General features: G+C 38.2%; 19 protein-coding genes and 2 pseudogenes. 15 read left to right on the top strand and 6 right to left on the bottom strand.

Annotated elements, in window-relative coordinates; all coding sequences use genetic code 11:
* The first annotated feature begins 11 nt into the window (after window positions 1-11).
* A complete protein-coding gene (gene pcaD / locus FTU98_RS10205; protein WP_096901607.1) occupies window positions 12-791 on the top strand; it encodes a 3-oxoadipate enol-lactonase in 780 nt (259 codons plus the stop codon).
* 99 nt (window positions 792-890) lie between these two features.
* Here pcaD and FTU98_RS10200 read toward each other — a convergent pair whose 3' ends face one another.
* Window positions 891-2,060, bottom strand: coding sequence for a thiolase family protein (locus FTU98_RS10200; protein ID WP_004973508.1), 1,170 nt, complete (start codon window positions 2,058-2,060; stop codon window positions 891-893).
* A gap of 438 nt (window positions 2,061-2,498) precedes the next feature.
* On the opposite strand from FTU98_RS10200, the gene FTU98_RS10195 reads away from it, so the two are divergent.
* Window positions 2,499-3,107 carry a TetR/AcrR family transcriptional regulator gene (locus tag FTU98_RS10195; protein ID WP_004973506.1) on the top strand — a complete coding sequence of 203 codons (609 nt, stop codon included), beginning with the start codon at window positions 2,499-2,501 and terminating at the stop codon, window positions 3,105-3,107.
* A 180-nt stretch (window positions 3,108-3,287) separates the two neighbouring features.
* Here FTU98_RS10195 and cysK read toward each other — a convergent pair whose 3' ends face one another.
* Entirely contained in the window at window positions 3,288-4,286 is a 999-nt protein-coding gene (gene cysK / locus FTU98_RS10190) for a cysteine synthase A (protein WP_096901605.1), read from the bottom strand.
* A gap of 242 nt (window positions 4,287-4,528) precedes the next feature.
* Here cysK and plsB point away from each other — a divergent pair, with 242 nt between their 5' ends.
* From plsB to FTU98_RS10155, 7 genes are all read left to right on the top strand, one after another.
* The gene (gene plsB / locus FTU98_RS10185; protein WP_180051372.1) at window positions 4,529-7,033 is read left to right on the top strand and encodes a glycerol-3-phosphate 1-O-acyltransferase PlsB; all 2,505 of its coding nucleotides are present in this window, start codon (window positions 4,529-4,531) and stop codon (window positions 7,031-7,033) included.
* Window positions 7,034-7,224: 191 nt separating this feature from the next.
* A complete protein-coding gene (locus FTU98_RS10180) occupies window positions 7,225-7,536 on the top strand; it encodes a metalloregulator ArsR/SmtB family transcription factor (RefSeq protein ID WP_154320733.1) in 312 nt (103 codons plus the stop codon).
* A 118-nt stretch (window positions 7,537-7,654) separates the two neighbouring features.
* Window positions 7,655-9,379: a SulP family inorganic anion transporter gene (locus tag FTU98_RS10175; RefSeq protein WP_180051371.1), complete on the top strand. Its 1,725-nt coding sequence runs from the start codon at window positions 7,655-7,657 to the stop codon at window positions 9,377-9,379.
* Between the two features lie 212 nt (window positions 9,380-9,591).
* A complete protein-coding gene (gene sstT / locus FTU98_RS10170; protein ID WP_154320731.1) occupies window positions 9,592-10,788 on the top strand; it encodes a serine/threonine transporter SstT in 1,197 nt (398 codons plus the stop codon).
* Window positions 10,789-10,825: 37 nt separating this feature from the next.
* Window positions 10,826-11,500, top strand: coding sequence for a YoaK family protein (locus tag FTU98_RS10165; RefSeq protein ID WP_131261946.1), 675 nt, complete (start codon window positions 10,826-10,828; stop codon window positions 11,498-11,500).
* 15 nt (window positions 11,501-11,515) lie between these two features.
* Window positions 11,516-12,049 carry a DUF2058 domain-containing protein gene (locus FTU98_RS10160; RefSeq protein WP_004973493.1) on the top strand — a complete coding sequence of 178 codons (534 nt, stop codon included), beginning with the start codon at window positions 11,516-11,518 and terminating at the stop codon, window positions 12,047-12,049.
* 261 nt (window positions 12,050-12,310) lie between these two features.
* The gene (locus tag FTU98_RS10155) at window positions 12,311-13,597 is read left to right on the top strand and encodes a mechanosensitive ion channel family protein (RefSeq protein WP_096901601.1); all 1,287 of its coding nucleotides are present in this window, start codon (window positions 12,311-12,313) and stop codon (window positions 13,595-13,597) included.
* Window positions 13,598-14,084: 487 nt separating this feature from the next.
* Here the strand turns inward: FTU98_RS10155 and FTU98_RS10150 are convergent, their stop codons facing one another.
* A complete protein-coding gene (locus FTU98_RS10150; RefSeq protein WP_004973490.1) occupies window positions 14,085-14,567 on the bottom strand; it encodes a hypothetical protein in 483 nt (160 codons plus the stop codon).
* A 230-nt stretch (window positions 14,568-14,797) separates the two neighbouring features.
* Here FTU98_RS10150 and FTU98_RS10145 point away from each other — a divergent pair, with 230 nt between their 5' ends.
* Both FTU98_RS10145 and FTU98_RS10140 read left to right on the top strand, forming a co-directional pair.
* Window positions 14,798-16,231, top strand: a complete 1,434-nt coding sequence (locus FTU98_RS10145) for a diguanylate cyclase (RefSeq protein ID WP_218944947.1) — start codon at window positions 14,798-14,800, stop codon at window positions 16,229-16,231.
* Between the two features lie 51 nt (window positions 16,232-16,282).
* On the top strand, window positions 16,283-17,773 hold the full coding sequence (locus FTU98_RS10140; protein ID WP_131261947.1) for an amidase: 1,491 nt from the start codon (window positions 16,283-16,285) through the stop codon (window positions 17,771-17,773).
* 95 nt (window positions 17,774-17,868) lie between these two features.
* Here FTU98_RS10140 and FTU98_RS10135 read toward each other — a convergent pair whose 3' ends face one another.
* From FTU98_RS10135 to FTU98_RS10125, 3 genes and pseudogenes are all read right to left on the bottom strand, one after another.
* Window positions 17,869-19,050 carry an MFS transporter gene (locus FTU98_RS10135; protein WP_180005958.1) on the bottom strand — a complete coding sequence of 394 codons (1,182 nt, stop codon included), beginning with the start codon at window positions 19,048-19,050 and terminating at the stop codon, window positions 17,869-17,871.
* Window positions 19,051-19,238: 188 nt separating this feature from the next.
* Window positions 19,239-19,439: pseudogene (locus tag FTU98_RS10130) on the bottom strand (I78 family peptidase inhibitor); the annotation flags it as partial.
* 237 nt (window positions 19,440-19,676) lie between these two features.
* Window positions 19,677-19,982: a DUF4298 domain-containing protein gene (locus FTU98_RS10125; RefSeq protein ID WP_096901595.1), complete on the bottom strand. Its 306-nt coding sequence runs from the start codon at window positions 19,980-19,982 to the stop codon at window positions 19,677-19,679.
* Window positions 19,983-20,246: 264 nt separating this feature from the next.
* Between FTU98_RS10125 and FTU98_RS10120 the strand changes: the two genes are divergently transcribed.
* From FTU98_RS10120 to FTU98_RS10105, 4 genes and pseudogenes are all read left to right on the top strand, one after another.
* Window positions 20,247-20,600: a hypothetical protein gene (locus tag FTU98_RS10120; RefSeq protein ID WP_178319619.1), complete on the top strand. Its 354-nt coding sequence runs from the start codon at window positions 20,247-20,249 to the stop codon at window positions 20,598-20,600.
* A 142-nt stretch (window positions 20,601-20,742) separates the two neighbouring features.
* Complete coding sequence (locus FTU98_RS10115; protein WP_180051369.1) at window positions 20,743-21,606, top strand: IS982 family transposase; 864 nt, start codon at window positions 20,743-20,745, stop codon at window positions 21,604-21,606.
* A 125-nt stretch (window positions 21,607-21,731) separates the two neighbouring features.
* The gene (locus FTU98_RS10110; RefSeq protein WP_180051368.1) at window positions 21,732-22,013 is read left to right on the top strand and encodes a hypothetical protein; all 282 of its coding nucleotides are present in this window, start codon (window positions 21,732-21,734) and stop codon (window positions 22,011-22,013) included.
* Between the two features lie 266 nt (window positions 22,014-22,279).
* Window positions 22,280-22,404, top strand: a pseudogene (locus FTU98_RS10105) (IS982 family transposase); the annotation flags it as partial.

The following is a 22,404-nucleotide window of genomic DNA, read 5'->3' as shown; positions in this document are numbered from 1 at the left end:
ATTTAAAAAAAATGCCAACTTTTACCTCAAATGATGCGCAAATCAATTACCAAACTTTTGGTGATGCTACAAAACCTGCACTGATTTTTTCAAACTCGCTGGGTACAAACTTCAAAATGTGGCAAGCACAGATTGATTTTTTCCAGCAAGACTTTTTTGTAATTTGCTACGACACACGTGGTCACGGTGCATCATCAGCTCCGCAAGGTCCATATAGCATTGATCAATTGGGTCAAGATGTTGTAAATCTACTCGATCACTTAAATGTTGAAAAAGCGGCATTCTGTGGTATTTCTATGGGCGGTTTAACAGGTCAATGGTTAGCGATTCATCGCCCTGAACGTTTTAATCAGGTGGTGGTGTGTAATACTGCGGCAAAAATTGGTCAAGAACAGGCTTGGAATGACCGTGCCGCATTGGTACGTGAACAAGGTTTACAACCGATTGCTTCGACTGCAGCATCACGCTGGTTTACTGAACCCTTTATCCAAAGCAACGCGACAGTGGTCAACAATCTTCAAAACGACTTGGCAGCTGGCAGCGCCGAAGGTTATGCGAGCTGTTGCGAAGCTTTGGCTAAAGCGGATGTACGTGAACAACTTAAAGACATCACTGTGCCTGTTTTAGTGGTTGCAGGTCAGCAAGACCCTGTGACAACAGTTGTCGATGGTCAATTTATGGTTGAACGTATTGCCAATAGCCAATTGTTTGAAATCAATGCATCGCACATTTCTAACGTAGAATTGCCAAATGAATTTAACCAAGCAGTGAAGCAGTTTATCCAAGCATAAAACTTCATTGTTATTGTTAATAAGTTAAAAGTTAAAAAAATAGAGTTCTTTCGAGAACTCTATTTTTTATAGATGAATCTGCAGTTAGACGAGCTGGACTTAAACTAACTCCACCGCAATCGCTGTGGCTTCACCACCGCCAATACATAAAGATGCCACGCCTTTTTTCGCGCCTATACGTTGCAATGCATGAATGAGCGTCACAATAATACGTGAACCTGAAGAACCTAGAGGATGCCCCAAAGCACATGCACCACCCTGAATATTCACTTTGGCAGGGTCTAAATCAAAAGCATCTATCGCAAGCATGGTTACCATGGCAAAGGCTTCATTAATTTCCCACAAATCTACATCGGCAACCGACCACCCTGCTTTATCTAGCACTTTTTGAATCGCCCCTACAGGAGCAAGAGTAAACTCAGAAGGATGTTGTGAATGTGTCGCGTATGCCACAACTTTTGCAAGCGGTTTTAAGCCACGCTCTGCCGCAACCACATCTGATGTAATCACCAGAGCAGATGCGCCATCTGAAATAGAGCTGGCATTGGCGGCTGTAATCGTGCCATCTTTTTTAAATGCGGGACGCAAACTGCTAATTTTATCGACTTTGGCATTTAACGGTTGTTCATCCTGATCGACAATCACATCACCTTTACGTGAATGAACAGTGACAGGCACGATTTCATTTTTAAAATAACCGTTTTGAATGGCTTCTACCGCGCGGTTTAAAGAGCGAATTGCGTATTCATCCTGCTGCTCACGGGTATAGTTTTTCTTGTCTGCCATGTCTTGCGCCAGCACGCCCATCGACAAGCCTGTTTCAGCATCTTCTAAACCTTCCTGAAACATGTGGTCTGTGACTTTGCCGTGTCCCATACGGAAACCTGCACGTGCTTTATCTAGCAAATACGGCGCATTCGACATAGATTCCATACCGCCAGCGACCACAATCTGCGCTGAACCTGCCTGAATAGCATCGGCTGCCTGCATAACAGCTTTCATGCCAGAGCCACAAATTTTATTGATGGTGGTTGCACCTGTACTATCGGGTAAACCCGCTTGACGCATCGCCTGACGTGCAGGGCCTTGCTTCAAACCTGCAGGCAATACACAACCAAAAATTACTTCATCAATGTCAGTCCCACTTAAACCTGCACGTGCAACTGCGTGTTGAATTGCAACCGCGCCTAAATCGGGTGCTATACAACTTGCCAGTGAACCTTGAAAGCCGCCCATTGCGGTACGTACAGCATCTACAATTACAATCATTTTTAGTCCCTTATTACCGTCTTTTTAAAGTGATTACCGTAAAAGCCATGCTTTTTAAAATTACAAATAACATCCCTGTGAGTTAGCAAGTAATTCACGTTAAATGTAAATCAAAAGATGAGCATTGCAATCTCGCAAAGTGCTGAATTGCTATGCTTGATTGATCTTAGACTTTTAGGCCTTGCTTATGAAAAATAGAATAAAAGTTTTAGAAATCCAATTTTATTTCACTAAAATGACCTGTTTGGTTCAGTTTTATTGACAACCGATTTGGCTTATGGATTGTGCTATTTTTCACATGATATTTTTTAAATTCATTGGTTCACTGATGAACATACGTTAAAACTTACCTTTTCAAGACCTTGGTGCTATTTTCAAGTTGCTCAAACTGCACTAGACTCCAACATGCTTAATTGGTTGTAATTGGAATATTGATTGATGACGACTCTACGCCAAGAAAATTTCCGACGTCGTAAAGAGAAAATTTTGGCAATGGCTGAGGTTTTATTACTGGAAAATCATAATGATATTACATTAAGTGAGTTGGCTGCAGAGTTAGATATTGCCAAAGGCACAATTTATAAATATTTCAAAAGTAAAAATCAGCTCTATTTAGAGTTAATTATTTTAAATGAACAGCGTTTATTGGATATTTCCAAACAGTATCACCATAACTTTCAAACTTATGTTTCGCAGTACATGCTGTATAACATGCTTAATTCCAACCGTACGATTTTGCTGCACTCAATTGAAGAACGCTTAACCAATAATGAACGTAAACTAAATGAATTGTTTGAACAGTTATACGATATTCGTGAGCAGCGTATTTTAGAAATTAAGGACATCACCCAAGCCTATTTAGAGTCCTTTAACAGCGCGATGTCGATCCGTGATTATCTGTCTTATATTTGGACAGTAACTTATGGTGCGTCGTTATTACTCAATTCTACCCATTATCAAAAAGCTATTGGGTCACGTGAACGCTTAATCAAGCTATATATTAATCAAGCACTGATGACGCCAGATAAAGTATCTGCGATTGTTTGATTTTTACATAGTTAGCTTCGTTGGATTCATTGCTGATCCCGCTAAATATTAGCGTCTAAGTAGAAAGAAATTTGCTTTTCAGAACGTATTAACTCACCTCATAAATTTATTCTCTAAATAAAAAATCCCAAAGTTCAAACTTTGGGATTTTTCAAATTCTTTTGACTGTCTAAAGACATATCATTCTGCACTAATATCTTCAAATAATACTGAAGATAAATAACGCTCACCACTGTCAGGTAAAATCACCACAATATTTTTACCTGCATTTTCAGGACGTGCCGCCAATTTTGCAGCAGCAGCCATTGCTGCACCACTTGAAATACCGACTAAAATACCTTCTTGGGTTGCTGTTTTACGCGCCCAGTCAATTGCTTCAGCACTTTCAATCGCAATCACTTCATCCACCAAATCTAAATCTAGGTTTTTTGGAATAAAGTTAGCGCCAATCCCCTGAATTTTATGTGGTGCAGGCGTAATGGCTTCACCACGCTTGGCCTGAGCGATAATTGGAGATTCAGCAGGCTCGACTGCAACAGTATGCAATGCCTGACCTTTTACCTTTTTGAAATAACGCGAAATACCAGAAATCGTACCGCCTGTACCTACACCTGCAACAAGAATATCGACCTTGCCGCCTGTTGCTGCCCAAATTTCTGGGCCTGTGGTTTCTTCATGAATTTGCGGATTGGCAGGGTTATTAAACTGCTGCGGCAAATAATAAGTTTCAGGATGTTCGGTTGCCAAACGCTCTGCTTCATCCACCGCGCCTTTCATACCTTTTGCAGGCTCAGTCAGCACCAAATTTGCACCCAACGCTTTCAACACCTTACGGCGCTCAATACTCATGCTTGCAGGCATCGTTAGTGTAATCTCATAACCTTTTGCTGCAGCTACAAATGCCAAAGCGATTCCTGTATTACCGCTGGTCGGTTCTACAATATGCATACCTGCTTTTAACACGCCACGTCTTTCAGCATCGGCAATTAAAGCAGCACCAATACGGCATTTCACAGAAAATGCAGGGTTACGGCTTTCCACTTTGGCTAAAACCGTTGCATCGCCAGAAATTAAACGGTTAATGCGTACCAATGGCGTGTTACCAATCGCTTCTGCATTATTGCTATATACGGCAATCCCTAAATTTGCTGGTGTTGAAAAAGCTGCATCTGTGGTCATGATTATTCCCTAAGTTATATCTATATAAACAAAATTTAAATTATCATACCTTTTTATAAAATTTTTGCCGATGTTTCACGAAAATTGTTTTATACAAAAATATGATTAGCTTTCAACAAAATGCGAATTAGAATAAAGAGATGACGACCTCAGTTTAATTGTCGATTTTCTCGGCACTTGGGTTTGAAATTCGCTATTTATTTTTTGACAATAGCAACACATAACAAAATGTAGGGAATGAAATGTCTAATAAACGTTACAGTCAGCTTTATCGTAATTTCACTAAAAAAATCTTAGATAAGATTGTGACGCCACAAGTATTAGGCACGACTGCAGAATTAGAACATCGTGTTGCACAAAGCTCTGAAAAAACACAATTTTGTTATGTGCTGCAAGATGCCTCTCTCAGCAATACCGTATTGATTGATCAGCAGACGCAATCTCGTGGTTTACCTTCTGTGTATGCGCCTTTAAACATTGCCGAGCATCAGGAAGACGATTCCATTTTGGTCTTGCGTGAGAAAAACCCACAGCACAGTGCTTATCACTACTCTGCTAAATTGATTCGACTCATTGAAACCTTAGAGCAACATCCTGAACATGATGTGTTGTTAGTTCCCGTAACTGTACTTTGGGGACGTTCACCCGAATACGAAGACTCTTGGTTTAAAGCATTATTTGCCGATGCATGGTCTACGCCAAACAAGCTTAAACAAACCATTAATATTTCGCTCTATTCACGTGATAACTACATCGAGTTTCATAAAGCAATTTCCTTACGTCAGCTTATTGAACAAGCCACACAACAACAACCACACTTATCGCCTGCGCACTTTATTGAGCAACATCTGGAACACAATTTTAATCAACACAAAGAAGCGATTTTAGGCCCAGACTTATCTGACCGCCGTAATTTGATTCATGCGTTGATGAAAAGTGAAGCAGTACAACAAGCTATTCGTAAAGAAAGTATCGAACAAAAAGTCAGTATGTTTGAAGCAGAAAACCGTGCTAAAAGCTATTTAACTGAAATTGTATCGGACTTTTCTTATTCGACTTTGCGTTTTGCTGAACTGGCACTGACCAAGCTTTGGACACAGCTCTATGATGGCATTGAAGTGCATCACTTTGACACGGTACGCGAACTCGCCAAAGACTATGAAATCGTCTATACCCCTTGTCATCGTAGCCACATCGACTATTTGTTGCTGTCTTATGTGATTTTTAATCGTGGCTTGATGGTGCCGCATATTGCAGCAGGTATTAATTTAAATTTACCAATTGTGGGTCAATTAATGCGTGGTGCAGGTGCGTATTTTATTCGCCGTACTTTCAGCGGCAATGAATTATACACCTCGGTATTTAAAGAATATTTACACAGTTTATTGTCACGCAACACCCCACTCGAATACTTCATTGAAGGTGGACGCTCACGTACAGGTTTATTGTTACCGCCGAAAAAAGGCATGTTGTCGATGACCATTCAAAGCCATTTACGCGGAGCAACCAAACCAATTGCATTTATTCCAACGTATTTTGGTTATGAAAAACTGATTGAAGGCACATCTTATTTAAATGAATTAAACGGCAAACCGAAAGAAGCCGAATCTTTATGGGGTATTTTAAACTCTGCCCGTAAAATTGAAAAAGTCTTTGGTCAGGTCTATGTCAACTTTGGCGAACCTGTATTTTTAGATGATGTTTTAACTGCCAACCAAGCACGCGATGTAAAACTGAACATAAATGATGAACTACCGACCTCTGTGATTCACACGGTAGATCATACTGCGCATGCAATCTTGGAAAATATCAATAAAGCGGTGGTGATTAACCCAATCGCCCTCATCTCTCTGATTTTATTAAATGCCGATCAGCATGCATTGAAACAAGATGAGCTGCTCGCCCGAATTGAACAATATCGACGTTTGCTCAAACAATTGTGCTACGACCCACGTATGATTATTACGGGTTTAAATCCACAAGAAATTATTGAATATGCGCTAAAACTTAAACAAGTTGAGCGTTATAACCAAGATGGTGTAGAACAGATTCGAGTCGCAGAAAGCCAAAAAATCTTATTGAGCTATTTTAGCAATAATATTTTGCACTGCTTTATTTTGCCTGCGTGTGTAGCATTAATTGTGCAGCAGTTTAATGAACAAAATTTAGCATTATCATGCTCAGATTTAATGCAAAAACTGCAGGCGATTTATCCATATTTGAAGCAAGAGTTTTTCTTGGCATGGACGGCGCAAGAACTTTCTCAAGAAATCGAAAAAATTGTGGCGTACTTTATTCAGCAAAATTGGGTTACAGAAGCAAATCTGCAATTACAGCCGAACCCAGCTACACAGCATGAACTCTATGCCTTAGCTGAACTGGCAAAACCAAGTTTAAATAATTTCGTATTGATTCAAGGGCTTTTGCAGCGTTATAGCGCACACATCCCTTTAAATCTGAAAGTTTTGGAAAAAATGACCAAAACCGTATTACAACGCGCTGCAGATTCTGCACAATTTAAGTCTGCATATTATTTTGATAGTGCCACCTTAAAAAGTTTTATCAGCAGTTTAGATCAGCAAGCCTTGTTGCAACACAATGCTGCGCAGATAAGCCTAGATGATACTTTTAGTGCCAAAATGTCTGAATACTTTGCTTGGTATAACCCAGAAATTCACGAGTTATTAGCTGCATCGAGTGAATTTAGTGAGAAAGAATTAAAAAGTTTTGAACAGGTGAAAAAATAGGTTTTATTGTAACTCAGCCACTTTTTTATCAATTTTTTGATTAGAATATCAGGCCATTATTTATGATTGGCTGATATCTTTTCTTAAATGATACTTGTTCTCATATATAAATAATGATTTATGTTATATAATTTATCTTCCACTCCCGCCTAATATATATTGGGTTAGCTGTAAATTAAGAGAATAAAACAATGAACGATGGTCTTGAAATCACATCAATGCGTGAATCTGCGGATACCGTTGTTGGAATTTTAAAATCTTTGGCGAATAGTGACCGTCTTTTAATTCTTTGTCATTTATCTCAACAAGAATTAAACGTATCGCAAATTGAAGAAATAACTCAAATTCATCAGCCTACTTTATCGCAACAATTAATGATGCTGCGTAAAAGTGATGTGGTGAATACCCGCCGTGATGGCAAGCAAATTTTTTATTCAATTAAAGATGAAAAAATGGTGCAGGTACTTAATACCCTATATGCACTTTATTGCCCGCAGGACTAAATGATAATGCCTGTATTATCAGGCATCACCATAAAACTTGAATACTCTCCTGCTATTTCAAAGACTTCTTAGCATTTTTTGTTCATAATATATCTAAATTTATGATTTAGATTTCAGTATGTCAGATTTCAATTCACGTTTGGCTCGTGTACTGCCTGCTTGGCAATGGCTGCGAAAATACAATGCAGAAACATTGAAATCTGATCTGCTGTCTGCGTTTATCGTCATTGCCATGCTTGTACCTCAAGGGATGGCTTATGCCATGCTTGCAGGTTTACCTCCTGTCATGGGTTTATACGCGAGCGTGATCCCCATGATCATGTACGCCTTGGTTGGTGGCAGTCCAACCTTGTCCATTGGCCCAGTCGCCATTATTTCCATGATGACCTTTGCGACGCTCAATCCATTATTTGAAGTCGGCTCGGCAGCTTATATTCAAGCAGCTTGTTTACTTGCCCTGATGGTCGGCATTATTTCACTACTTTTAGGTGTTTTTCGTTTCGGTTTTTTAATTCAACTCATTAGCCATCCTGTTATTAAAAGCTTCATTATTGCCTCTGCATTAATGATTGCGATTGGACAGCTTAAATTTCTTTTAGACATCCCCCTTAAAGCCAATAACTTACCCGAGTTCTTATACAGCTTTTGGCAATATGTGGGACAAACCCATCTTTATAGCGTGCTCTTGGGTGTTGCTGCCATTTTATTTCTAATTTACGCCCCTAAAATCATCAACAGTAATGCCATTCGTGAACGTGTTCGAGGGAATGGTTTTATCTTAAAAGCCTTGCCATTGGTATTGGTGATCGGTTCGATTGCTTTGGTTTATTCATTGCATTTGCAACAAGTCGGAATTAAAACTGTGGGAGAAATTCCTTCAGGATTCCCGCCTATTCATCTCCCTGAATGGAATACACAACTCGTTCTGCAGCTTCTTCCGGGCGCAGCCATGATTGCCATGATCAGTTTTGTAGAATCATTGTCTATTGCACAAGCCACCGCCTTACAACAGCGCAGTCACTTAAATAGCAATCAGGAACTCATTGCACTCGGTTTAGCCAATTTTGGCGCAGGTGTCAGCTCTTCTTTTCCCGTCACAGGCAGTTTGTCGCGTACCGTCGTGAATGCCGATGCAGGTGCAAAAACACCCATGGCAGGTGTGTTTACCTCCATTGTGATTGTTATTGTCAGTTTATACTTCACGGGATTTTTCCAAGATTTACCTCTGGCTGTTTTGGCTGCAACCATTATTGTTTCAATTTGGAAACTAGTCGAGTTTCAGTCTTTTAAAGAAACTTGGCGTTATTCCAAAGCCGATGGTCTAGCCATGTGGGTGACGTTCTTTGGCGTCATATTGATTGATATTTCGACAGGTTTAATTATTGGAATTGTGTCCACCTTTATTCTAATGTTGTGGCGTATTAGCCGACCACATATTGCGGTAATTGGTTTACTTGAAGGCACACAACATTTTCGTAATATTCAGCGGCATCAAGTGCGTACCGCGCCACACGTGCTATCCATGCGAATTGATGAAAATCTAACCTTTTTAAATGCCAATACTTTAAAAGGCTTTTTTATTAATCAAGTCAGCCAAAACCCTCAGTTAAAGCATGTAGTGGTGAATTGTTCGAGTATTAGCAGTATTGATTTAAGCGCACTCGAAATGCTGGAAGATTTAAATCTTGAACTAAAAAAATTGAATATTTGTCTGCATTTTTCTGAAATTAAAGGCCCGGTAATGGACAAATTACAACACTCAAAACTTTTGCAGCATTTAAATGGAAAAGTTTTTTTTTCACATTATTTAGCCATGCAAGAGCTTGCGCCTGAACTGACTTAAAGATCAAGAAATTGATCTTTAATTTTATCTTTAAAACTGGATGTTCAACACACATACTTTTTGATCAATGAGTACTTTTATCTTGCTGAAATTTAAACAGTTTAATAAATATCACTTTTAAAAATATAGACTTAACTTTTAAATCAAAATTATTTTTAAGCACATGGATATTTCAGTATAAAATAGCCGCTTTTCTTTTACCTTATTTTCGTATGTTTTCAGCTTTTTTGCGTTTGAGTTTAGTCTCCCGAATTATGATTGCAATTGTACTCGGTGTGGCTGTTGCAATTTTATTTCCAGAATCTGCGCCTTATTTAAGCCTTTTGGGTGATTTATTTATTAAAGCCCTAAAGTCTGTTGCGCCAATTTTAGTGTTTATTTTGGTCATGGCATCCATTGCCAATTTTAAAATTGGAAGTAGCAATGCTTATATCAAACCGATTATGCTGATGTATGCGATTGGTATGTTCTTGGCTGCGCTCAGTGCGGTCATTGCAAGCTCACTTTTCCCAAGTACATTATTTTTAGATGTTGCAACACAGTCAGAATTAACCCCGCCGGGCAGTCTTGCTGAAATTTTGAAAAATCTTTTACTTAGTTTTGTTGCTAACCCTGTAGTTGCCATTGCCGAAGCCAACTTTATTGGTATTTTGGCTTGGGCTGTGGCTTTAGGGATTGCCTTCCGCCATGCTACAGAGTCCACCAAAGCATTGTTGAATGATGCAGCCAATGCAGTCAATCGCGTTATTCGCTTGGTGATTAACTTTGCGCCTTTCGGTATTTTTGGCTTGGTTGCCGTGACATTTGCCGATGCAGGCTTGAGCACCTTAGCCAGTTATGCTCAATTATTGGCAGTCTTGTTAGGTACGATGTTCTTTGTCGCGTTGGTCATCAACCCAATCATGGTGGCATTTGTGACCCGCAGCAATCCTTATCCTTTAGTTTTTCAATGCTTACGCGAAAGTGGCATTACTGCTTTCTTTACCCGTAGTTCTGCAGCCAATATCCCTGTCAATTTAGACTTAGCCAAGCGTTTAGGCGTACAGGAATCAACCGCGAGTGTTGCAATTCCGTTAGGTGCAGTAATTAACATGGCAGGCGCATCGGTCACCATTACCGTTTTGACCTTAGCTGCGGTAAATACTTTAGGAATTTCTGTCGATTTTAGCACCATGCTGATTTTATCTGTGGTTGCAACGGTGTCGGCCTGTGGTGCTTCAGGCGTTGCGGGCGGCTCGTTACTGCTGATTCCTGTAGCGTGTGGCTTATTTGGTATTTCTTCAGATATTGCCATGCAAGTTGTTGCAATTGGTATGGTCATTAGCGTATTGCAAGATTCAACCGAAACTGCACTTAACTCATCTACCGATGTGCTATTTACTACTGCGGTTGACCGTGGTTTGAGTTAAGATACAATGCGTTAGGAAACTTACGCAATCATCCATTATGCCTTTTCAAACTTTACCCCTTTGGGTGCAATTTGGTGCTTTTTTTCTAGCCGTCAATGCTGGAATTATTAACGTACTCGGATTGGTGACCGTATTGCACCAGTCCGTTTCGCACATGACTGGTAACGTTAGTATCTTGGCGATGGCGCTAATCGACTGGAAACCAGAAGCCATGATTTTCTTGTTTCTGGTGATTTTGTGCTATGTGATTGGCTCATTTTATAGCGGCGTCATTTTAGGAAATAGCAATTTTCGCTTAGGGCGTCGTTATGGTTTGCCCATGAGTTTGGTGGCATTTTTTATTTTAATCTGCTGGGCATTATTGCCTTATTTCCCACGTTATGCCCTGCTTTGGGCATCGGTTGCCATGGGCATACAAAATGCCATGATCAGCTACTATAAAGGCACCATCATCCGCACCACACATTTATCTGGGGTATTGACCGATTTAGGCTTAGCTCTCGGTTATCGAGTGCGGGGCTTACAAGTTGAAAAAAGGCGTATTGTTTTACACCTACTGATTTTAATTGGTTTCTTTGTGGGTGGATTACTCGCTGCAGCCATTTATCCTACATTTAAACTGAATTCTTTTCTGGTACCTGCAGGACTCAGCCTAAGTTTGAGTTTGGTGTATTGGATTATTTATTTTCGCTATCGACATCTTCAACATTAAGTTTCGGAAATTATCATGGTTAAAAATGCACTACAGGCACAATTGCTCAAAGCGGGTTTAGTGGATAATAAAAAAGCAAAAAAACTGTCTAAACAAACCTTACACGAACAGCGCACAGGTGAAAGTAAAGATGCTGAAGTGAAAGCCAAAATTGCACAGGCACAGCAAGAAAAACTCGCCAAAGACCAAGCTATTGAGCAAGAAAAGAAAGCCGCTTTACAGGAAAAAGAACTGAAAGCAGCAATTATGCAAATGATTCAGCAGCATAAAATTCGTGATACCGATGGTGAAGTGGCTTATCAGTTTTTAGATGGCAAGATTAAAAAAGTGTATATCAATCAACAAATTTACAATGCACTCGTGGCAGGTAGTTTGGTGATTGCCAAAGAAAATGACAGTTATGCGTTCCTGCCTAAAGCTTTAGCTGAACGTATTAATAGCAAAATGGAAGGCTTTATTATTGTCAATAATGCCGAGAAAAATGAAGCCACGACAGATGAAGAAGATCCATACGCAGCCTATGTGATTCCAGATGATTTAATGTGGTAGATCACGCAAGTATTTATGCTAGGTATCTATTCAAAGCCAGTATCTGTACTGGCTTTTTTATTATGACTGCAACTTGATTGAAAACTTTCAGTAAAAACAAATAATTGAAATGTAGCAAAAAGTTACTCAGCCTTCAAATTTAAACTTTAGTCGATACACTATCTAACAATTTCATACATCAATGAAGAATTAAGGTGAATTGCAGGCCAAAATTCTAAGTGCCGTGCAGACGAAAATCAGCAACCTTAAAGCGAGGACCTTTTGCAAGAATTTAATTTTATTCAAAATATTCAGGAATGGTATAACCAATACCCTTGGTTAGAAATGCTGACCTCACTCAGTATTGTGATTCTACTGGCAATTTTAGCCAACTTTATTGCCAAGCAAATTGTAGTGCGCGGGATTCGCAAACTGATTTCTAAAATGACCTTTGCCAATAGTGAAATTATTTCACAGCATAGTGTCATCCGACGTATTGCCAACATTGTCCCAGCTGTCGTGATTATGAACGGCATCACCACCGTACCGCATTTGTCAGATAAAGTAGAAAGCTTTGTGCAAATGGGTGCGCAAGCCTTTATATTCCTGACCATTGCATTGGCAATTTCTGAATTTTTAAATATTTTTAACCTGTTCTATCAACGCAACCCTAAGTCACGCAACAAGCCAATTAAGGGCTATTTGCAGTTAGTTAAACTCATTATTTATGTGGTCTGTGCCCTCATGATTTTAGGCACTTTCCTGAAAAAAGATGTGTTTACCTTACTCGCAGGTTTTGGTGCGATGGCTGCTGTTTTGATGTTGGTTTTCCAAAATACCATTTTATCTCTAGTGGCTTCGGTACAAATTTCTTCCTACGATATGGTACGGATTGGTGACTGGATTGAAATGCCTTCTTTAAATGCCGATGGTGATGTCATTGATATGTCATTACATACAGTCACCGTGCAAAACTGGGATAAAACCCTGACCACTATTCCAACCAATAAACTCATTACCGATACCTTTAAAAACTGGCGTGGCATGCAGGAAGCTGGTGCCCGACGTATTAAACGTGCCATTTTAATTGATCAAAGTTCTGTGCACTTTATGACTGAACATGAACAAAGCAAACTTAAAGAGTTTTTGTTATTGGATCAATATTTACATAGCAAAAATGAAGAAATTGAGCAGTTTAATCAGCAGTTAGCAAATCAATCACAATACAACCAACGCCGTTTAACCAATTTAGGGACGTTCCGCGCCTATGTTGAGTTTTATCTGAAACAACATCCAGGTATTAATCAATCTCAGTCATTGATTATTCGTCAACTACAGCCAAGCAGTGAAGGTTTACCACTAGAAATTTATGCCTTTACCAAAACCACTGCATGGAAAGAATATGAAAGTATTCAATCCGATATTTTTGATCATTTGCTGGCAATTATTCCGGAGTTTGGCTTAAAAGTGTATCAAGCCCCATCGGGTTCAGATTTAAAGCAAATTGCTGCACCATTTAAAGCAAGTTCTGTCCAAAGTCTAAATCCTTTAGAAATTGACGAGGCATAATTATGGATTTATTGCTGAGCCATGTGTCGCAAAATGCTTGCATGGCTCAGTAGCCGTTTTTATTTTCAGCAAGACGATAAAATTTTCATTAAATTAAAATGCACTCGTACACTCGTATATGAATAAGAGAAAATAAAGTCTTATTTGTAAGAGCTTTGTTGAAACAAATATCTAACACTATGTTTTAATTATATTTAAATTTCCTCAAACCTTTAAATCACAGCTTGCTCCAAATTTATGTAATAAGGTCATTGCCGGTTGAAAAAGTCTAATGATTCTAAGAATTCACCTAACTTTTCAACTCACTAAAATGTGTCGCTCTTGTTAATTGATTCTGGATTCGAAAAATGATCATCAATAATTCGTCTAATGAAAGATTGAAATTCACTACTTTTGTGCTTTAGCGCTCTAGATGATCAATACACGCGCTACAGGATGAGGGGTACGAGTTTATAAAAGATCTCTAATAGACCAAATAATGAAAAGTTTAAGGCAGGACGCGGTACAACGTCGCAAAACATTGTTCTGCTTTTTCATTACTACAGAAATTAATGGTGTGCGCATTTTTCCATTTTACAAAATATTGTGAAATGTCCCCTGTTTGGTCTTCCTGATATCCAGAACAATCCACTTCATTATTGTCATATTTAACTTGCAAAATTAAAGCCGGTAACGAATTTGCAGGGTCTTGTGAAGGTTGATAATCATATACACCTGCAGACCATTCTTGACCGCTTTTAATCACCACATCGCTATTACTTTTAAAGTTGTAATATTCAATACATTTACGATTATTTGGGATTTGCATGCCCCACAGCCCCACAATTTCTGGACGGGTCACCACACGAAATTTATTGGTCGTTTCTGCTGCTACTGGCGTTAACTTGGCTGAATCTATTGTTGTATTTTCATTCGCAATCGCGCAGACAGAACATAAGCTTAAAACTGTGGTTAGATATATTTTTTTCATACATTTATTTAAAGATATAAACCGTTTAGACAACTTAGCATATTTTTAATCCAAATCTGCAAGCATAAACATAAGACAACAATTTTATTTAGCGAAAATGTGACTTAGTTTACATTTAATCGACTTTGTAGGTAATGGTTATTTGATATGATCGCCTTTCTGTTGTGAACGTCACACTCATTCAAGTTTTTTTCTTAATTATCAACCCATTGCAAAAGTGAGTTTAGTACTTGCAAAACTTTAGCATACCGCAAACTATATCTTCGACTCAAAAGCAAATATTTGCCTTTGGACTGCTAGCCGTTGTGGTATTTTTTTCTTGTTTATTGGGTATTTTTACTCGCCCACTTAGCTACTTTTCTTTTTTTTGGCCAAGCAACGCCCTCTTGTTGGGGCTACTCATTCGCTTTCCATCTTTAAAAAGTTTTGGTGGAATTTTGGGTGCTTTTTTTGGCTATATGGGCGCCGATTTGGTCACAGACAATACTTTCCTGATGACGCTAGGTTTAACGCTTTCCAACTTTGTAGCTGTTTTTAGTGGGTTGTTTTTCTTTAATTTTGCCCGCGCTAAACTTCCAGCGAGCAATAATAATGTGTCAGAGCTATATCCACATATTATTGCTGTAACTTTAGGCTGTTTCTTTGGGGCTTTATTTGCCATTCTTCTGCTGCCAAATTTGCCGCACACCTTTATGTTAAAAGAAAATCGTTGGATTGATTTTTTTACTTGGTGGTCTGGTGAAATTTTAAATGCGGTAATTGTCTTACCTTTAATTTTGGCTGCCCCAGGCTGGTCTAAATTCAAAAAACTTATAAATAATCAATATGCTAAAGAAACTCAAATTCAGGATATCTTGCCCTTTTTTGCATTACTGATCTCTATCGCCTGCACCCATATTTTTTATGGACCAGGTGCATTGTTGTATCCATTGGCTGCATTAATTTGGGCAGCTGCCAGCTATCAACTTTTTAATTTGGCACTGATTAATAGCTTGGTCTGTTTAACTCTGTATCACAGCGTCACAGGCTTGTTTATAGATCAAGTGAATTCGAGTTATTTAACCACCATTATTTCTATTCGTGTGGGTTTAATTATTTTAGGTCTTGCCACGTTAATTTTATGTGTGATTAGCCAAAACCGAAATCAGTTGTATAGAGAAGTATTGTATTTGGCAAATCATGACAGTTTAACCGAAACACTGAACCGCCGTAGTTTTACTCAGTTAAGTGAAAAAGCTTTAAAGCATAAAAACAATCATTCATTGTCTTTAATTATGTTAGATATCGACGATTTTAAAAAAATGAATGATCAATATGGGCATTATGTCGGTGACCGTGCTTTGCAACATCTCTCTAACATCGTTAAAAGCAATTTACGTGATCACGATTTATTTTGTCGCACTGGTGGTGAAGAGTTCATTATTTTGCTGAACAATAATAACTTAAATAAAACTCAACGCATTGCAGAACGTATTCGTATGTGTATTGAACATCAAGCGTTAAATTTAGAAAACCTTGAACCCATTCATTTTACAGTAAGCATGGGCGTGTCACATACACACTTACCCACCAATCTCCCTTTACAAGATTTAATTATTCAGGCAGATCAGGCGCTATATCAGGCAAAAATGCAAGGTCGTAATCGGGTCATTCTTGCTTCTTAAACAAAAATAGCATACAACATCAATTTGACAATACAGATTTTCAGGATTGAAATGAAACTTGCAGAATACCTCCAATATGATGCTTTAGGCTTGGCAGAGCTCGTTGCCAAAAAGGATGTTCAGGCCTCAGAATTATTAGATATTGCGTTACAACGTGCTGAACAAACCAATCCACAATTAAATGCCATTATTATTCCTATGCATGAACATGCACGGCAGCGCACACAAACAAAATTAACAGGCCCATTTGCAGGTGTGCCCTTTTTAGTCAAAGACTTATTTCAACAATATGCAGGCTATCCGACTTCATTTGGTTGTCAGGGTTTAAAACGTGCGCATCATCTTGCAGAACAAAATGCAGAAATTGTAAATCGTTGGGAAAATAGCGGAATCGTTACCTTTGGACGTACCAACACGCCTGAATTTGGGATTAAAGGGATAACCGAGCCAGATGCTTGGGGTGCATGTAAAAATCCATGGAATTTGAAACACAATAGTGGTGGTTCTTCTGGTGGTTCTGCGTCTGCAGTTGCGGCAGGTATTGTGCCGATTGCAGGGGCAAGTGATGGCGGTGGTTCAATTCGTATTCCTGCGTCTTACTGTGGTTTGTTTGGTTTAAAACCAAGTCGTGGACGCACCCCGTGGGGGCCACAACTCAGTGAAGCCATGCATGGTGCAGCGATGCAACATATTTTAAGTAAAAGTGTACGTGACAGTGCGGCAATGCTCGATGCAACGCATGGCGCAGATGGTCATTCACTTTTCAAAATTGAAGCTCCTGAACGCAGTTATTTAGATGCAATTCAGCAAGCGCCAAAAAAATTAAGAATCGCATATTCGACCCAATCTCCGATTGGTACAGCTGTTTCACAAGATGCGATCAATGCCATTCAAAAAACCGTACAGCTTTTAGAATCTTTAGGGCATGAAGTTGTTGAAGACCGTCCGGCTATTGATGGTATGCAATTGGCCAAAGATTTTATTACCACATGGTTTAGCCAATTTGCTTATTTAATTGCTGAAATTCAAACTCGCCTGCCAAATCATTCCGATAATTTTGAGCTCGACTCTTTGGCTTTGGCTGCCTTTGGCGCAAAAACCACGTCAGTAGATTACATTCGTAATTTGAATAATTGGGGGGTATATGTCGCGCAAATGAATCAATTCTTTGAGCGTTATGATTTATACCTCATCCCTGCAACTGCCTCAGTTGCACCAAAAAATGGCGAAGTTAAAACTCCTGCATGGCAAAAACCAATTTTAAAAACACTATTACATGCAGGTAAAGCACATTGGTTAGCGCAAGGTAAATTGGTCGATCGCATTGTCAAAGAAAACCTAAAATGGGTGCCATTTACTCAACTTGCCAATATTACTGGGCTGCCAGCAATGTCTGTGCCATTGTATTGGAATAAAGATAACTTACCATTGGGTTCGCAGTTTATTGCGCCTTTTGCACGTGAAGATGTGCTTTTACAACTGGCTGCACAACTTGAAACGGCTCAACCGTGGTGGCATCAATACGCTAAAATCCGTATTTGATGTAGCAATGAGTAAGAAGCAAGCAAACTATGCTAATCCAACGTTGCTTGCTTCTATTTTTGATAAAAGAACGGTATCACTGCAAAATCACCAATCTAGGCTTTCGTATCGCTCGACATTAACTGCGATTCTAATTGCTTTGGCAATCCCCAAATAAAACACAGACCAATCAGTGTAGATAATCCTGCAAAAATAAAAATCCATTCGCCTGAAACAATATCCCAATAATGCCCTGCCAAAATACTCCCCAGTGCAACCCCTAACCCCCACATGGTACTGTAAAGTGCTTGCCCGCGACCTTGTTGCCCTGCAGAAAAGTTTTGAAAAATCACCCGCATGGCAATGATATGAAATAAGCCAAAACTAAAGGCATGAACACTTTGTGCAAAAAATTGCGCAAAAAATATGGATGGAAATAAACCGACAATTACCCAGCGTAAGCCTGTCAAAATTAAACATACTGCAACCAGTGAACGCCAAGACCAACGCTTTAAAAACAAACTTGCGTAGGCAAACATAATAATTTCAGCAATCACTCCGACAGACCACAAGAAACCGATCTGACTTGTGCTAAAGCCTGCCTGACTTAAAAAATTACTGTAGAAACTATAAAATGGCGCATGCGAAAACAGTAAAATCAATTCAATTATAAAAAATGAATAGACTACTGGGCGCTTTAAAATAGGCAATAAGGGTTCAAGTTGTTTTTGTGCAATGGGTGCGGAGCTTGGTTCTTGAATACTGAATGACCATAGAAATGCCAGTAAAGAAATACTGAGTAGCAACATCGGTAACATGGAGATTGGTATAATTTCCAAAATAGCACCTATGCCAAAAACCCCGACAATAAAACCTATAGAGCCCCATTTACGCACTTTGCCATAGAGTTCCGCACGTTTCTCGCCCAACCAAAACAAAGTCACGCCTTCAAATTGTGCCAAAATTGCGTTTTGGAAAAAGCTAAAAATTAGCATGAGTAATGCAACAGACTGAAAGCTATTCGGAACAATAAAAATCAGTAACCAAATACTGGCTTCCATCCAAGTTGCGATGCGCACCAAAAGCATCCGTTTGCCTGATTTATCGGCAATCCATCCCCAAATAAAAGGCGCGAAAAAGCGCGTTAAAATGGCAATAGAAGATAAAACACCAATTTCCTGATAATTAAAGCCCTGATCTTCTAAATACAGGCTCCAAAAAGGCAAAAACGTCCCAACAATTGCGTAGTAGAAAAAGTAGAATCCACCTAAGCGTGTCGATATATTCAAGGCTTGCATCAATGTGTATTTCCTTGATTTTTCAAACACATAAATAAGTGCATTATCTGACCTGATCTAAAATTTTATGACAACCGATATATTAATACTGTAGTCCTTTAATTTTGAGTGATTGGCTGATTAAAACGCAAAACCCTGAAAATCAGAGCAAAATTTCAGGGTAATATTGAGAAAATTTCTTAAAATTTTTAGCCGCAAGAAGCTTGTATAATAATTTTAGTTTTCGGATCGACCACCACAGTGACTCGATTCATACGATAATCCATTGTTACAGGCTGACCTGGTGCAACCATTCTCACAATTTCAGCTCGGGTAAGCGCTTTAATTTGTGTTTCAGTCAAACCTGTTTTACCAACTAACTGCGCAGCAGATTCTGGGACACAATTTTGCATGGTCTGTGGCACCTGAGTTTGTTCATTGATAGGCTGATTACTACACGCAGCTAAAGTTGCCACACTTAAAACAGCCAAAACACTATATGACTTTTTCATGTTGATACTCGTTTTTAATTTCTTCAAACCAACTCAAAATAACATAACTGATTAAATATGCAGTAAATTTACTGAATAAAACTGTGATGATAGTTTTATTGATCAAAATAAATTAGATGTAAGTTTGGATTAAGTTTAATTCTCAATCACACTTAAACTCAGTTTCATCCAATCAATTGCCTGTTGGCGACGCTCTTCTAAAGCATTCCATAGCGTATCTTGCGATAATATAGAATATTCCCCTTCGCGGCAGCTAAGTTCAGGCGCATTTTCATAGTCCTCAAGCCATTGTTCACTTTGATAATAGGCCTGTAATTCTTGCCAGAGCTTTTCTGCAGCTTGCCATTTTTGCTGCGCTTCTCTCATCTGTCGATGTAAATCATGCCATTGCTCATATTGTTGCTGTAAAACCTGAGCATCGTACATTTTATTTTTACTCATAGCTGAAATTCAAAAATTAAGATGACATGAGCGTACAATAATTCAAGATCAAGGAATGTGAGTGTATGTAGGTTTTATTTAAAGAAACATATATTGCTATATTTTTTTGCATTAATTTTAAAGAAGACAATTCCTGATTTATTTAGTCAACTTTAGCTTCATTACTTTCAGTAAAATTTAGTATAAAAGTGTAATTCCATCTTTTTATCAAAAGTTAAAGTCATTAGTATAAGTTTGCTTCAATTTTATAGAAAAGGTACAAAAATGAAATATATTTTAGGGGCAACATTACTTGCATTCGGTTTAATGGGATGTAACTCAAATTCAAATAATGAAGTGAGCCAAGAAAAAGTACAAAGTAATGCACCTGCAGAAACACAAGTTATTTATTTTAATGGCCCACAAGATTTAACCATTGAATTAAAATCTTCAGATAATTTTGAAACTGCAGAAATGGTAGATAATTCAGACACAGTTTATCATTTAAAACGTACTGTATCTGGTAGCGGTATTTTACTGAGCAATGATGATGGTGTATCTATTCACTTTAAAGGTGGTGAAGGAGTACTTGAGTTAGTCAAAGATCAGCCTATTAATATTACTGAATTTAAAAAATAGATTTTTTGCTGATTTTAGGCATACATAAGGACGAAAGTAATAATACTAACCTGAGTTCGATATAAAAAAAGAGTAGAAAAAAAGCCCTGTATTTGTAACATATTGGTTCTCAAGACAAAATGTGATAAAACAAGGCTTTTCAATGGATCATATTACCGAATTATTTTGTATTTTGGATGATTTCTGCAAAAAATTTAATGAATCTTTAGAGAAAGCTTTAATTTCTGATCAAAAAACTAGGTTGAAAAAGTCAGCTTTAAGCTTGTCTGAAGCAATGACCATTGTCATTTTATTTCATCAATCTGGGTTTAGATTCTTTAAATATTTTTATTGCCAAATGATCGTTCCATTCTGGAAATCTGCTTTTCCTAAACTGCTTAGCTACAACCGATTTATTGAAATCATGCCCCGTTGTTTGCAAGCGCTGAGTAGTTTCTTCCATCAAGTGAAAGGAAAAGATACGGGAATCAGTATCATTGACTTCACTAAATTGGTGGTTTGCCATAATCTTCGGATTAAAAGACATCGTGTATTTAAAGGTTTGGCTGGTCGAGGAAAAAGTAGTACGGGGTGGTTTTATGGTTTTAAATTACATTTGGTTATCAATAATTTGGGGGAAATTATTAAACTCAAACTGACATCTGGAAATGTTCATGATGTTGCTCTATTGGACTCTTTAACTCAAGATTTAAAAGGGATCCTACTCGGAGACAAAGGCTATTTGAGCAAAGCCAAAGCCGAAGCTTTAGCAGCAAGAGGACTGAAAATATTGACCCCATCACGTCGAAATATGAAAAACAAACCTATCCAAACAGAAGAAGAAAAACAATTGCTTTGCAGAAGAGGATTGATCGAAACAGTGAATGATCAATTAAAAAATTTACATCAACTTGAACATTCACGTCATCGTTCGGTAAATAACTTCATGGTGAATATCATGGCTGCTGTAGTGGCTTATTGTTTGAATCCCAATAAGCCAACTTTCCAAAATATGCTAAAAGGCTAAATGGATTTCATCGAACTCAGGTTAATACTATTGGTAATTACATAGTCGAAGGCACCAAGCCATCAACTAAAGATAAAGTTATTAATGTTGAAACACAATATTATGAAAATCCAGGACATCATGACTTGAAAGATGGAAATATGCCTTATAACTCTACTAAAGCAATAATTCCTGACAATCATGTAAAATTATGGGAAAACAGTGTAAAAATTGATAGTGATCCAAAAAATAGATGGGCAATTGAAAATAAAGATGGGAAGGTCATTTATCATAGGTTTCAAGATGATGGTAATGGCAATTTCCATTGGAATGGTTCGACAAAAGGTATTACGTCCTCAGGAAAGGAACGAAATATCAAGATTTCTGATGTCCCTTCTGACTTGATAAAAATGGTAGATAGCAAATGAATAGAATTGGAAACGATCAAGTTTTTATAGAGTTTGATGGAAATTATCAGAATAGTAATTTCATCCCATTGCGTTTATGTATTGAGGGGGAGTATCTAGGAACTTTAGACTCTCCTACTTATGTGACTAGCTTTATAAATTCACTAAAAAACTTACTAAATGATAATTACTATTATAACCCGAATTACGGATAAGAAAAGCCCTTGAAAAAAAGGTAGTTAGAGCCATTTAGAAAGTTACGACACAACCCAAAGGCTCTAACTACCATGTACGATTTTACAGAAATTTTTTGTATTGTTGATGATTTTTTCAAAAAATTTGAACCCATCTATTGGCAATTTCTCAAGCAAGAAAACAAACGTCAACGTATCAGACAAGCAACGCTATCTTT

The organism is Acinetobacter sp. YH12211 (assembly GCF_013418015.1).
Classification (GTDB): Bacteria; Pseudomonadota; Gammaproteobacteria; order Pseudomonadales; family Moraxellaceae; genus Acinetobacter; species Acinetobacter towneri.
This window is presented reverse-complemented; position numbering and strand designations above follow the sequence as displayed.

Excerpts from the sequence above, each read along its gene's own strand:
- pcaD (WP_096901607.1), top strand. The coding sequence starts at position 12 with ATGCCAACTTTTACCTCAAATGATGCGCAAATCAATTACCAAACTTTT.
- FTU98_RS10200 (WP_004973508.1), bottom strand. The coding sequence starts at position 2,060 with ATGATTGTAATTGTAGATGCTGTACGTACCGCAATGGGCGGCTTTCAA.
- FTU98_RS10195 (WP_004973506.1), top strand. The coding sequence starts at position 2,499 with ATGACGACTCTACGCCAAGAAAATTTCCGACGTCGTAAAGAGAAAATT.
- cysK (WP_096901605.1), bottom strand. The coding sequence starts at position 4,286 with ATGACCACAGATGCAGCTTTTTCAACACCAGCAAATTTAGGGATTGCC.
- plsB (WP_180051372.1), top strand. The coding sequence starts at position 4,529 with ATGTCTAATAAACGTTACAGTCAGCTTTATCGTAATTTCACTAAAAAA.
- FTU98_RS10180 (WP_154320733.1), top strand. The coding sequence starts at position 7,225 with ATGAACGATGGTCTTGAAATCACATCAATGCGTGAATCTGCGGATACC.
- FTU98_RS10175 (WP_180051371.1), top strand. The coding sequence starts at position 7,655 with ATGTCAGATTTCAATTCACGTTTGGCTCGTGTACTGCCTGCTTGGCAA.
- sstT (WP_154320731.1), top strand. The coding sequence starts at position 9,592 with ATGTTTTCAGCTTTTTTGCGTTTGAGTTTAGTCTCCCGAATTATGATT.
- FTU98_RS10165 (WP_131261946.1), top strand. The coding sequence starts at position 10,826 with ATGCCTTTTCAAACTTTACCCCTTTGGGTGCAATTTGGTGCTTTTTTT.
- FTU98_RS10160 (WP_004973493.1), top strand. The coding sequence starts at position 11,516 with ATGGTTAAAAATGCACTACAGGCACAATTGCTCAAAGCGGGTTTAGTG.
- FTU98_RS10150 (WP_004973490.1), bottom strand. The coding sequence starts at position 14,567 with ATGAAAAAAATATATCTAACCACAGTTTTAAGCTTATGTTCTGTCTGC.
- FTU98_RS10140 (WP_131261947.1), top strand. The coding sequence starts at position 16,283 with ATGAAACTTGCAGAATACCTCCAATATGATGCTTTAGGCTTGGCAGAG.
- FTU98_RS10135 (WP_180005958.1), bottom strand. The coding sequence starts at position 19,050 with ATGCAAGCCTTGAATATATCGACACGCTTAGGTGGATTCTACTTTTTC.
- FTU98_RS10125 (WP_096901595.1), bottom strand. The coding sequence starts at position 19,982 with ATGAGTAAAAATAAAATGTACGATGCTCAGGTTTTACAGCAACAATAT.
- FTU98_RS10120 (WP_178319619.1), top strand. The coding sequence starts at position 20,247 with ATGAAATATATTTTAGGGGCAACATTACTTGCATTCGGTTTAATGGGA.
- FTU98_RS10115 (WP_180051369.1), top strand. The coding sequence starts at position 20,743 with ATGGATCATATTACCGAATTATTTTGTATTTTGGATGATTTCTGCAAA.